At 63.4% G+C, this 12128-nt stretch carries 13 protein-coding genes; 7 read left to right on the plus strand and 6 right to left on the minus strand.

Annotation, left to right across the window (positions count from 1 at the left end; genetic code table 11):
* Positions 1-168: 168 nt before the first annotated feature.
* From ACSSVC_RS07215 to ACSSVC_RS07235, 5 genes are all read left to right on the plus strand, one after another.
* A complete protein-coding gene (locus ACSSVC_RS07215; protein ID WP_123726003.1) occupies positions 169-474 on the plus strand; it encodes a MazG-like family protein in 306 nt (101 codons plus the stop codon).
* Positions 471-1220 (plus strand): methyltransferase, encoded by a 750-nt coding sequence (locus tag ACSSVC_RS07220; RefSeq protein WP_123726002.1) that lies wholly within the window; start codon positions 471-473, stop codon positions 1218-1220. The genes ACSSVC_RS07215 and ACSSVC_RS07220 overlap by 4 nt, the downstream gene beginning before the upstream one ends.
* Before the next feature lie 11 nt (positions 1221-1231).
* Positions 1232-1840, plus strand: a complete 609-nt coding sequence (locus ACSSVC_RS07225) for a DUF4136 domain-containing protein (RefSeq protein ID WP_346636303.1) — start codon at positions 1232-1234, stop codon at positions 1838-1840.
* A gap of 41 nt (positions 1841-1881) precedes the next feature.
* Entirely contained in the window at positions 1882-2439 is a 558-nt protein-coding gene (locus ACSSVC_RS07230; protein WP_346636302.1) for a DUF4136 domain-containing protein, read from the plus strand.
* A gap of 179 nt (positions 2440-2618) precedes the next feature.
* On the plus strand, positions 2619-4637 hold the full coding sequence (locus tag ACSSVC_RS07235; protein WP_492612116.1) for a pilus assembly protein TadG-related protein: 2019 nt from the start codon (positions 2619-2621) through the stop codon (positions 4635-4637).
* Here ACSSVC_RS07235 and ACSSVC_RS07240 read toward each other — a convergent pair.
* Together ACSSVC_RS07240 and ACSSVC_RS07245 are read right to left on the minus strand one after the other, a co-directional pair.
* Positions 4622-7384, minus strand: a complete 2763-nt coding sequence (locus ACSSVC_RS07240; protein WP_492612117.1) for a PAS domain-containing sensor histidine kinase — start codon at positions 7382-7384, stop codon at positions 4622-4624. The genes ACSSVC_RS07235 and ACSSVC_RS07240 overlap by 16 nt on opposite strands.
* Positions 7381-7818, minus strand: a complete 438-nt coding sequence (locus ACSSVC_RS07245; protein WP_346636299.1) for a TadE/TadG family type IV pilus assembly protein — start codon at positions 7816-7818, stop codon at positions 7381-7383. Before ACSSVC_RS07245 ends, ACSSVC_RS07240 begins: the two co-directional genes overlap by 4 nt.
* Before the next feature lie 73 nt (positions 7819-7891).
* On the opposite strand from ACSSVC_RS07245, the gene ACSSVC_RS07250 reads away from it, so the two are divergent.
* Both ACSSVC_RS07250 and ACSSVC_RS07255 read left to right on the plus strand, forming a co-directional pair.
* On the plus strand, positions 7892-8362 hold the full coding sequence (locus ACSSVC_RS07250; RefSeq protein WP_346636298.1) for a prepilin peptidase: 471 nt from the start codon (positions 7892-7894) through the stop codon (positions 8360-8362).
* Positions 8363-8488: 126 nt separating this feature from the next.
* Entirely contained in the window at positions 8489-9277 is a 789-nt protein-coding gene (locus ACSSVC_RS07255) for a response regulator (protein WP_346636297.1), read from the plus strand.
* Between the two features lie 56 nt (positions 9278-9333).
* On the opposite strand, the gene ACSSVC_RS07260 is transcribed toward ACSSVC_RS07255, so the two are convergent.
* Genes ACSSVC_RS07260 through ACSSVC_RS07275 form a run of 4 tightly spaced genes read right to left on the minus strand, consistent with a single transcriptional unit; the run spans position 9334 to position 12114 of the window.
* Positions 9334-9600, minus strand: a complete 267-nt coding sequence (locus ACSSVC_RS07260) for a DUF3613 domain-containing protein (RefSeq protein WP_346636296.1) — start codon at positions 9598-9600, stop codon at positions 9334-9336.
* A gap of 1 nt (position 9601) precedes the next feature.
* A complete protein-coding gene (locus ACSSVC_RS07265; RefSeq protein ID WP_492612118.1) occupies positions 9602-10336 on the minus strand; it encodes a tetratricopeptide repeat protein in 735 nt (244 codons plus the stop codon).
* Positions 10337-10346: 10 nt separating this feature from the next.
* Positions 10347-11231, minus strand: coding sequence for a type II secretion system F family protein (locus ACSSVC_RS07270; RefSeq protein WP_346636294.1), 885 nt, complete (start codon positions 11229-11231; stop codon positions 10347-10349).
* A gap of 1 nt (position 11232) precedes the next feature.
* Complete coding sequence (locus ACSSVC_RS07275) at positions 11233-12114, minus strand: type II secretion system F family protein (RefSeq protein WP_346636293.1); 882 nt, start codon at positions 12112-12114, stop codon at positions 11233-11235.
* Positions 12115-12128: the final 14 nt, after the last annotated feature.

Consider the following 12128-nt stretch of genomic DNA (forward strand, 5'->3'; position numbering starts at 1 on the left):
GGGGCGGGTGCCGAGCTCAACCTTGGGCCATGAATGCCCGCAGCGAGTTCCCTGTTAAGCATAGAAGCTGCCAGGGGCTGCACATTCTGTAGGAGCCGGCTTGCCGGTGAAAGCGCTCTTGCGTCCCACGCCCAACCCCCGGAAGCTATACGCCTTCAGGAGACCCCGATGAACCTAGAGCAACTGACCCAACGCCTGCACGCCATTCGTGACCGTAACGACTGGCAGCAATTTCACAGCCCGAAGAACCTGGCCATGGCTGCCAGTGTCGAGATGGCGGAGCTGGTGGAAATCTTCCAGTGGCTGACCGAGGACCAGTCGCGGCAATTGCCCGCGGACAAGCTGGCTCACGCCGGACAGGAGGTGGGCGATATCGTCCTCTATCTGCTGTTGCTGTGCAGCGAGCTGGGGCTGGACATGGACCAGGTGGTGCGCAGCAAGCTGGCGGACAGCGAACGGCGGTTCTGCTCATGAGCGATCGGCATTTCGACCAGTTGGCGACCCGTTTCGCCGAGAAGATCTATGGCGGCGCCAAGGGGGCGATCCGCCTCGCGGTGCTCCAGGCCGACCTCAAGGAAAGCCTGCCCGAGCGGCCGTTGCGGGTGTTGGATATCGGCGCCGGCTTGGGGCACATGTCCCTGTGGCTGGCCCAGCGTGGGCACCAGGTGACCCTGGCCGAGCCTGCGGCGCCCATGCTTGAGGGGGCTCGCCAGCGCTTTGCCGACGCCGGGCAGCAGGCGACCTTCATCCAGGCACCCTGGCAGGAATTGCTGGGGCAGCTCACCGAACCCTATGACCTGGTGCTCTGTCATGCGGTGCTGGAATGGCTGGCCGAACCCCACGCGATCCTGCCGGTACTGCACCAACTGACCAGCGCCGACGGCTGGCTGTCCCTGGCGTTCTATAACCGCGATGCCCTGGTTTATCGCAATCTGCTCAAGGGCCACTTCCGCAAGCTGCGCAAGAACGACATGGCCGGTGAGAAGCAGAGCCTGACCCCGCAACAACCGCTTGATCCTCGTGAGCTGGCGGCGCAACTTGAGGGCTTGTGGCGAGTCGAAACCCAGAGCGGAGTGCGGGTTTTCCACGATTACATGCCGGTGGAATTCCAGGCTCGCGCCGAGCTGACGGATCTGCTGGAGATGGAGCTGGCTCACCGCCGACACCCAAGCTTTGCCGGCCTTGGGCGTTATCTGCATTGGCTGTGCCGGCCGGTCTAACGGAGTGCGCAATGAAACGCCGCCTGGGTCTGATCTTCCTGTGTTCCGGGCTTGCCGCCTGTCAGGGCAGCAACCCCTACGTCGCCAGTAGCAACCCGCTGCCACCGGCGCCGCCGCAAGCGGCCAACACCTTCGACCGCAGCGCCTATCCTGCGCCGCAACGGGACTATGGACGCTACCGCAACTGGGCCTGGCTCAATGGGCGCCTGCCCAACGGCTCGGCCTGGGCCGACTCGGCGCAGATCGCCGAGGCGGTCAGCAATGCCCTGGATCAGCAGGGTTTGCGCCCCGTGCATGACTCGCGGCCGGCGGACCTATGGGTCAGCGCCGACCTGCACCTTGAGAAGCGCCTGCGCCAGGTCCAGGACGACTATGGTTATGGCGGCTACGGCGGTTACAACCGCTACGGACCGGGCTACGGCATGTACGGCAGCGTGCCGGTGGTGCGCACCTACGAGGTGGAGGTCGTGGTGGTCCGGGTCAATCTGTTCGACGGCGCCAGCGGCCAGCCGGTATGGAGTGCCAGCGCCGAGACCAGCAGCAGGGGCAGCCTGAGTGAACGTGCCGATTCGCTGCGCGAGGCGGTGCAAAAGGCCATGGCCGCCTATCCTCCCAGTTAGTTGAACGGCGCCCGTTTTTTGTCTTCACGCGGAGAAACAGCATGTTCCATCGAATCGCGTTACTGGTGTGTGCCGCCTTGCTCAGTGCCTGCGCCGCCGACCAGGTCAATCATGACTTTGACGCCAGCCGGGACTTTGGCGCCTACCGCAGCTGGAGCTGGAAAGAACCCGCCCTGCAATATCGCCCCGACGACCCGCGCATCAAGAGTGACCTGACCGAGCAGCGCATCCGTCAGGCGGTGGCCGAGCAGTTGGACCAGCGTGGCCTGCGCCCGGCCCAGGGCGGGAATCGGGCTGATCTGAATGTCCAGGCGTATCTGATCGTCGAGGACCGCCAGCAGCAGGTCACCACCAACTATGGTGGAGGCTGGGGTGGCCCATGGAATGGCTACTGGGGCGGCCCGATGTACAACGAGACCCGTAACATCACCTATAAAGTGGCGACCATCCAGATCGATTTTCTGGACGGCAAGGACGGCAAGCTGGTTTGGCGTGGCAGTGATGAACAGATGCTCAGCAGTTCGCCCAATCCCGCCGAACGCAGTGCAGCGGTGCGTACCACGGTGATGCGTATCCTGCAGAACTATCCGCCGCACTGAAGCTGCTCCTGAGTTTTTGCGAGGCTCATCGGGAACGCCGCATGAGGGGCTCCCGATGACCCCGCTCACCGCCAGTCAGCCGGGCTATCACCCTGCCAGCATGCCCCTCAAGCGTTGTCTACACTGCCTCATATTCTTGGAGGTAGCGCTCGGCTGCGAGCCGGTAAAGGAGTGCCCCGATGTCTCCCCTGAAGCGGTTTTCCGGCCCGGCTCGACAACGCGGGGCCATTGGCCTGATGGCGGCGGCGACCCTGGGTCTGGCGCTGTTGCTCATGTTGCTGGTGGTGGACAGCGGTCGGCTCTACATGGAGCAGCGCAAGTTGCAACGGGTCGCGGACAACGCGGCGCTGGAAGCCGTCAGCCGTGGCGGCAATTGCCAGGCCGGCCTGACTGCCGCCACCTATGCCGGGCAGAGTGCAGTGCGCAATGGTTTCGTCATCGCCACCGGCAGTACCCTCACCACCACCTGTGGCTCCCTGACCACCGCAGCCAACAGCTTGCGTACCTTCAATGCCAACCCAGCGCAGTCGGCGGCCGTGCGGGTGATTGCCACCAACACCGTACCCATCAGCGTGGCGTCGGGGGTGGGGGCGCTGTTCTCGCCAGGCCCGATCAACCTCACCACTCAGCTCAGCGCCACGGCCGTGGCTGCTGCGCCGACGCCACCGCTGGCGCAACTGAGCATTCGCAGCACCATAGGCACCGTCAACAGCACCAACTCACCGATACTCAATGCCGTGGTGGGCAACATGCTCGGCGGCAGTGTGAACATCAGTGCTGTGGGCTGGAATGGCCTGCTCAACAGCGATATCAATTTACTGCGCTACCTCGATCAACTGGCGATCGACCTGGGCGTCGCCGCCGGCAACTACACCCAGTTGCTCAACACCCAGGCCAGCCTGACCCGGCTGATCCAGACCGCCGCCACCGTGGTCCAGGCCAATGGCGCGACCGCCGACATACTGGCGGCCCTGGGGGCTCTACAAGTAGCGGTGAGTGCCCAGATACCGCAGTTGAAACTGGGGGACATCCTGAAACTGCAGACCGGTGCTGCATCCACCGCGCTGGATGCCAACTTGCAGCTCTTCCAACTGCTGCAAGCGATGATTCAACTGGCCAACAGCAAGAGCGCAGTGGCAGCGGTGATACCGGCCAACCTGCTGGGCCTGGCCAGTGTGACGGTCCGGATCAAGGTCATTGAGCCGCCTCAGTTCTCCGCTGTCGGTGACCCTCGGCTGGCCATCCTCGATCCGTTGGGGGCCAATCGCATCTACGTGCGCACAGCTCAGGTACGGACGCTGATTTCGGTCAACCTCACAGGCCTGTCCGGGGTGACCGGCCTGGCCAACGCCTTGCTGGGGCTGGTGGGCTCGCTGACTCCGACCCTCAACAGTGTCCTGAGCCTGAATCTGGCCGATACCATCAACTCCTTGGGCTGCCTGCTGGGCGCCGGGTGCCAGCAAGTGGACCCGCAAGTGCTGCCTTCTCCGCGAATCGATATCAACCTGGAGCTGGGGGGCGCCAAGGCCTACGTCACCAACTACAGCTGTCCGACGGGCAACACCGGAACCAAAAGCCTCACGGCGCACAGCGAGTCGTCCCTGGCCGACATCAAGGTGGGGCAGATTGATCCCAACACCGCGTTCTCTTCCTCGACGGAACCTGTGGTGACGCCGCTGCCGATCATCGACCTGGGTATCTGGACCTGTCACAAGATTCTGGGGATCGGCAGTTGCGGGCCGGCGCGCACGGCCTTCGCCGCAGGGGGCATCGGCATCAAGGTCGATAGTTCGCTGGGGCTCAGCCAGACCGGACCGAACGTGGGGCGGGATCTGATCTACTCAAGCGGTGCGCCGGATTTTTCCGTACCGCGCAATGTCAACCAGGCGCCGACCTACCAGAACGCCGCCCCGACCAACAACCTCGTCAACAGCCTGTCGGGCACTATTGCCGGGATCAGCCTGCAGGTTTACCAGCCGGTCAGCGCCAACCTCCTTGGCTCGGTGGTGGCAGTAGCGGGAGGAGTGATCAACGGTGTCACCAGCCTGATCATGCCGTTGATCAGCAACCTGCTGAGCCCCCTGCTCGATCCGCTGTTGAACAACTTGCTGACGGCGCTGGGGATCAACCTGATGGATGTGGAAGTAGGCGCCAACCTCACCTGTGGGCAGACGGGCAGGGCCTATCTGGTGATCTGATCCGCCTGGGCGATCGGCAGCTCGATGCAAAAACGTGCGCCGTCCTGACCGTTGCTGACACTCAGGCGACCGCCCATGTTCTGGATTATGCCGTAGCTCACCGACAGACCGAGCCCGGTGCCGACGCCCACCGGCTTAGTGGTGAAGAAGGGCTCGAAGATTCGCTCCAGCAGCCGCGGGTCGATGCCACCGGCGTTGTCCTCGACCCACAGGCGCACCCACTGTTCGTCACGCTGGCCGTGTATGGCAATCCAGGGTTTGAAATCCTTCTGCTGGCCCAGCTTGCCCAGCAGGGCGTCCCGGGCATTCACCAAAAGGTTGATCAGCACCTGTTCCAACTGGTCGACAAAGCCCAGCACCTGGACCTCGAAACCCAGCTCGCTGATACGCAGTTCCAGTCCCTTGCCGCGTATGCCTTCGGCCAGCAGTGACAGGGTACCCTCGATGGCATTGGCTGGATTGAAGGGCTGTTGCTCCACCTCCGAACGTCGGCCGAATACCCGCATGTGATCCACCACTCGGGCGGCCCGCTGGACCTGAGCGTCGATGCGATTGAGTTTGTCGGTGAGGTAGTCGACCTGGATATCGCCATTGCTCAGGCGCTTTAGCACATTGACGATGGCCATGCGCATCACGTTGAGCGGCTGGTTGATTTCATGGGCCAGGCCGGTGGCCATTTCCCCCAGGGTGGCCATTTTCGCGCTTTGCGTCAGTTGCTGCTGGGAGCGCCGCACCTCGGTGTTGTCACGGCCCACGGCCTGGATTTCCAGCAACTGCCCCTGGTCATCGAATACCCCGCGATCCGACCAGACCCACCAGGCGTGTTCACGTCCTGGCAGTTGCAGGTTGATCTCTGCGGTGCTGACCGGAAACTCCGGGCTCAGCAACTTGAGCCGCCGTTCGAACCCCTCGCGCTGTTCGGCGGACAGCCACTGTCCCAGATTGCTCCCCGGCAGATCCTCGGCGGCGCACTCCAGGTAGGCTGCCAGCGGCCGGTTGCCGAAGGTCAGGGTCAGGTCCGGGCGGTAGCGGCAGATCATCGCCGGCGAGTCTTCCACCAGAATCCGGTAGCGCTCCTCGCTCTGGCGCACCTGTTCGGCGGCCAGGGTGGCTTCGGTGACGTCCAGCCACAGGCCAACGGCTTCCACCGGCAGGCCCAGGTCATCGCGCAGCAGCCGGGCTTCGTCCAGGACCCAGTGGAAGTTTCCCTGGCGATCCCGGAGTCGGTAGCGGGCGTGGACATTGCCTTCGCGCAGCAGTTGGCGGCAGCGCTGGAAGTACAGGTCGCGGTCCTCGGGGTGGACCCACTCCGCCAGGGTTGCTTCGCGGCAGTCTTCCAGGGTCCAGCCCAGCAGGGGTTGCAGGCTGGCGCTGAAAAAACTCGGTTGCAGGGCGCCTTCCTGGTAGCGCTGGACATAGATCACCGCCGGCGAGCTGGCGATCAGGTTATCCAGGCGGGCATGGGCCGCGGCGGCTTGTTGCTGTTGGTTCTTGATGTCGCTGATATCCAGCATGAACCCCACCAGCCGTTGCTGTTCCCCGCGTCCCAGGGCCTGGCCCTGCAAGCGGTACCAGCGCGGTGGCGCGCTCGGGTCAGCTTCATGCAGGCGTACGCAGAGCAGCAGCGGCTTGCCCAGTTTCAGGGCCTGCAGGCGGCTGCTGAGTTCGGCGCGGTCGGCGGGGTGAATCAGTTCCAGCCAGTCCTGGACGCTGAGTCTGTTGCTGGGGGCGGGCAGTTGCAGGCTGGCGGCCAGTTGGCTGGCCAGCAGCACCTGCGCCGTGTCGGCGCAGAGCTCCCACCAGCCGGCGCCCAGCAGTCCTTGCAGGGCTTCCAGGCGTTCCAGGTGCAGATGATGACGATGTTCCCGCAGGCGGCTGAGCAGTGGTCCGGCCAGGGCCGCGGTGAGCATCAGCCAGTCGCGATCCAGCAGGTTGGGCGCATATTGCTGCACGGTGTAACAGCCGCACAGGAGCCAGGCGGCAACACCATGGTCGTCCCGGTAGGGCACCAGGAAACCTTCGCGATGACCGAAGATACCCTGCAGCCGCGGGTGTTCATTCAGGCCCTGGATATGATTCAGATGCAGCGGTGTGTTGCCGCTCAGGCTGTCCAGGCCGGTGCCCAGCTCTTGGTCGTTATGCCAAAGCCGGGGCGCGTCATGGGCGCTGTAGCAGCTGTGGATGACCCAGCTTTGCTCCTGTTCGTCGAGCAAGGCCAGGCCTAGGCAGGGGATGTGCCAGTAGCGGGCCAGGTCGGCGAGCTGGTCGTGCAGTACGTCCGACAGACGGGTCAGGTTGCACAGGCGGATCTGTTCGCTGATCTGCGCGGCGAAGATCCGGCATTGCTCATGGCTCAGGGCCTGCTGGCGTTGTTGAATCAGGTCGCCGATGTCCAGCAGATGCAGCGACCATTGCGAACCCCAGGGCTGGAGCCAGCCGCGCAGGTGCAAGGTCTTGCCACCCAGCCCGCGCAGGTCCAGGTCCAGCACCTGTCCACTCCAATCGGCGGGACGGCCTTCGAGGGCCAGGGTGCTGTCGGGCAGGATGTAGTCCAGCAGATGTGGTGGCTCGGCGGAGGGGGGCAATTGGGCCAGCCCATGGCGCAACGGCCCGCTACTGCTGAGGACTCTGCCCTGCTGGTCCAGTATCAGTTGCAGGCCGACAGCCTGGGGCGTTACCTGGGGCTCGTCGGCGGGAAGTGGCTGGCGACCCAGCAAGCGCCCGAGAAGCTTGTCCCCAGAGGTCAAAACTGCACACTCGAGATAGCGGTCAGGGTGGTGGGCAGGTTGGGCACCGGGCCGACCACCGGCAATACCAGGCTTGGTAGCACCTGGGTGAGTTTCTGGGTGGGGTAGTCGACCCGCACGGTGAGCACGCCGTTGGCGTATACAGCGCTGTAGTCGGTAGCGGCGAAGTTGAAGGCCGGCGGAATCCAGCTGGTCTGGGTCTGCACCACGGTGTTGGCCAGGTTCTGCACCGTAGTGGCGTAGTTGGCAGTATTGGGGTCGACCGCCACGGCCCGACGCACCGCTTCGGCGGTCGCCTGGTTGAAGGATTGCATCATCAGCAGCGGCAGGCTGTAGCTGACCAGGCCGTAAAACACCGCGAAGAAGATCACGAACACCGCAGCGAACTCGATCGCCACAGCACCTTTCTGCTTTCTAGGGAGGCCCGGTTTCATGAGTGCGTCTACCCTGACAACCACTATGTCCATTGAGCATAGGATCAATCCGGCAAAAGGAACGTTCAAGCCGATGCATTTCTGGGTTTTGTGGATCTGGTTGGCAATCTGTGCGCTGCAGGATCTGCATCAGCGGCATATCGCCAACACCTTGACTCTGGGCGCGGCACTGCTGGCCGCCTTCTACCTGTTGTGGACCGGCAGTACCTGGCTGGGTGCCAGTGCCGCACAGGGCGGCTGGGCATTGTTGCTGGCTCTGCTGTTCACCCTGCCCGGGTATGCCATGGGCCGGATGGGGGCGGGGGACGTCAAGTTGATGGCGGCCCTGGGGCTGCTCTCCGACCCTGAGCATCTGCTGGGGGCCTTTATTGGCGCCGGGCTCTGTAGCCTGGTGTGGTTGCTGATTGTCCCCAGGTTCTGGCTGCAGCAGAAACAAGGACTTGAGCCCCAAGGGCGAGTGTCCGGCACAGGCTTGTCAAAAAAATACCCATTTGCCCCCTTTGTACTGGCTGGAATGGTCTTAACTGTGAGCGTGATCCACTAGTCGCCGGACGGATTAATGCTATGTACATAGTCGGAAAGTGGGTCTAGGTTTTAAGTTGTAGCTGCCCGGATCATGCGGGGCAGGACAGGAGTGGCCCGTCGACGATTGGCCCGCACGGAGTAGCACGTGAACAAGCTCACCTCTCAGATGAAAGTGCTCGTGGTCGATGATCAGCCACTGATTGTCGAAGAACTTTGCGAGTTTCTTGAAAGCAGTGGTTACCGTTGTGTTCCTTGCGAGTCCAGCCGCCAGGCTGTGGATTGCTTCAACAAGGACGCGGAAATCTCCCTGGTGCTCTGCGATCTGCACATGCCCGATATGGACGGTATCCAGCTGGTGCAGGAGCTGCAGCGCCTGGCCGGCAAGCATCGGGTGTTCGAAGCCATCATGCTCACCGGGCAGGCGGACAAACAGGACGTGATCAAGGCCCTGCGCGCCGGCATTGCCGACTACTATCAGAAACCCATCGACCTGGACGAACTCCTCGAAGGCCTGCAGCGTCAGGAAATCGCCTTGCAGGAGCGGCAGAAGAACCTGCACCTGGGGCATCTGAACCAGAAGCTGCAGTTTCTTTCGGAGTCCATCGACGATCTGTACCAGGACCTGGACAAGGTCCGGCGTACACCCGCCGCCAGTCGCAGCGAGGAGTCGCAGGGCGACAGCGCCGACGCGGATTCCATCGAGATGCCGGCAATCTTCAACCAGCTGTCGCCACGACAACTGGACGTGGCGCGACTGGTGGGCAAGGGGCAGACCAACTACCAGATTGCCTGCGAACTGGGGATCACCGAAAACACCGTCAAACTCTACGTTTCCCAGGTCCTGCGGCTGACCCACATGCACAACCGCACACAGTTGGCCCTGGCCTTGTCACCGAGCAATTCGGGGTTGCGCCAGCGGGTCACTGCCCACTGATCGCGAGCTGTGCATGGCGGCGGTGATGGATTCACCGCCGCTTGATTCCCTCCTGACTATTTGGTTTCCACCTTGCCACCGGCATCCGGGTCGTACAGGTCCGGAATTTCGTAGTGGTATTTTTTCAACCAGCGTTGCAGCGCCAGTTCACGTTCCGTGGGGGTCGCCGTCTGTGGCTGCGGCGAGGCCGCCAGATTGCGACTTTGCAACAGCAGCCAGCCTTCGGTCTCCTGCTGCTGGGGCGAGGCGGGGCCTGCGTCGATGGCCAGTGCGGCCAGGGGCAGCGTCAGCAGAACGGTACAGCAGAGCATGGGCAGTTTCATTTCAGCGCTCCTTGGTCGGCGTGGCCTCAGGCTGCAGGGTGGTGGACCCCTTGGCCACCTGGGTCACGGAGGCGGTGGTGGCCGCGGGTTTCCCGAGCTCCTCGGAGCGGGCCTGGGCCTGGGCAAATTGCTGGGGATTGAGGTTGGCCTGGCTGACCACTTCTGCGGCTTGCTTCCAGTTGTCCTGATAGAGCAACAGGGTCACCAGGTTGATGGCCGCCAACGGCTCGGACTGCTTGAGCTCGATGGCCGTGAGGAATTCGAAGCGCGCCTCTTCGATGCGCAACTGGTTGAGGTAGACGACCCCCAGGTCGTTGCGGATTTTTTCATTGGTCGGTGCCAGATGCGCCGCCCGTTGCAGGTGAGCCTGGGCCTGGCCGTTATCTCCCCGTGCCGCCGCCAACTGGCCCAGGCCATGCTCGCCCTCGGCGGCCAGGCATGAACCCAGCAGGCTGCGGTACAGCGGCTCGGCCTCACTACGGCCCAGCAGACGGTAGACCCGGGCCTTGCGTACCCGCACTTCGGCGAGGTTGTCCGGCAGGTTCTGCAGGTTGGCCAGGCTGGCGTACAGCTTGCCGTCGTTGGCCATCTCATCGGCGAGATTGACCGCCAACTCTTGCTCGGAGCTGAGCTTGGCGCAACTGGTGGTGTTGGTCAGGGTCGCCCACGACACCTGGCCGTTGCTGGCGCATCCGCCGAGCAGCAACAAGCTGGCAGCGACAATCATGGCTTTCATCAGATTCCCTCTAGGAAGCAAAGGCCCGGGCGATGGCGGTGAAGCCCGGCCCGGCCAGTACGATCAACAAGGCGGGGAAGAGAAACAGCATCATCACCACCGACATTTTGGCCGACATTTTCGAGATGTATTCCTGCAGGCGGGTCAGGCGCCGGTCGTCGAGCAACTGCTTGAGGGCCTGCAGGGATTTCATCGCGCCGCCACCTTGCAGTATCAGTTGCTGGAGAATCACGCAGGTGTCGGTGAATTCGTCTACTGCCAGCAGGGTTGCGGTCTGGCTGAGTTCCTGGCCCAACTCCAGGCCCGAATCGACCCGCGCCAGGATCAGGCGCAGCTCGTGGGTCAGTTCCGGCAGCAGCTTCTGGGCTTCGTTGCCCAGAACCCGCAAGGCCTGTTCCACGGCCATGCCCGACTCGAACAGAATGCGCAGCAAGGGAATGAAGGTGGAGATCTCCATGGCGATGAGTTTCTGCCGGCGCTTGGCGGCGTAGGCCAGGGCGCGCTTGGGCAGCAGATAGCCGGCACCGGCGGCCAGCATGGGCACCAGCCATTTGTTCTCGGCCTGGGGATAGGCCACTTCCTGGATGAAGATCGTCAGGCACACCACCAGCAGCGGCGTGGCGATCTGCAAGGCGGCGAACAGCGAGCGCTGGTTGGCCCGACGCCAGCCCAGGCGGTTGAGCAGGACCTGCGTCTCGCTGTCCATGCTGACGGCGCGCTGGCCGAAGCGGCTGTCGCCCAGCAGTCGCAGCCAACTGCCCAGGCGGTTGTCACGGGTCATGTTGCCCTGCAGTCGCTGGGCAATCTGGCGCTCGCGCCGGCGCTGCTCCAGCACGCCGTTGCCAAGCAGCAGCAAGGCTCCGAAAAACAACATCGCAGCGGCCAGCAGAAGCATTTCAGATACTCCTCAACATACGCCACAGCGCCAGGCAGCCGAAGATCTGCAGGCACACGGCAATAATCAGCATCTGTTGCCCGGCAGGGTCGTGCCACATGCCGAGCATGTAGCCGGGGTTGGTGAGCATGAAGTAACTCACCAGAATCATTGGCAGGAGCCCCAAGACCCAGGCGGTCATGCGGGTTTCCCCGGTCATCGCACTCAGTTGCCGAGCCCCTTGCTCTCGCTCGCGAATCAGCTTGATCAGGTTTTCCAGTAGCTCGCTGGCGTTGCCGCCGTAACGGTGATTGACCTTGAGGCCCAGGGCGAACATGCGTAACTCGTCCTGTTCGTAGAACTCGGCAAAATCACTGACTGCGTCCGGCAGGTTGACCCCCAGCTGCACGTTGCGCTGGATACGCCCCATGGCTTGTTTCAGTGGATCGTTGCTGGCCTCGATGGCTCCCAGCACGGCGTCTGCCAGGGTGCGCCCGGACTTCAGGCTGCGCACGCTGTGATCCAGCAAGGGGGGCAGTTGCTCGATCATGCGCTTGAGCCGGCGCTGGTACAGCCAGGCGATATACAGCCGCAACAGCAGCGGTGGGCCGCAGATGCAACCCAGCAGCCCGAGCCAGTCCCCCAGCAGGTAGCCCAGCAATATGAGTACTGCCCACATCGCCAGCCACAGGCCCAGGCGCTCACTGGGCTGGCCCAGGCCGGCGCGGGCGAATGCGCGCTCCAGGCCGGTCCATGAACTGCGTTGCGGGCGCAGATCGGGTTGCCCCTCGGCCAGCCGGTTGAGTACCCGTTCACGCTCGGTCTTGCGCACGCCGTGATAGAACAGCCAGCCGGAAAGCCCCAGCAGAATCAGGCAGATCAAGGTAAGCAGCAGACCGATCATGGGCTACCTCGCCG

The organism is Pseudomonas sp. E1BtOHC1 (assembly GCF_058744285.1).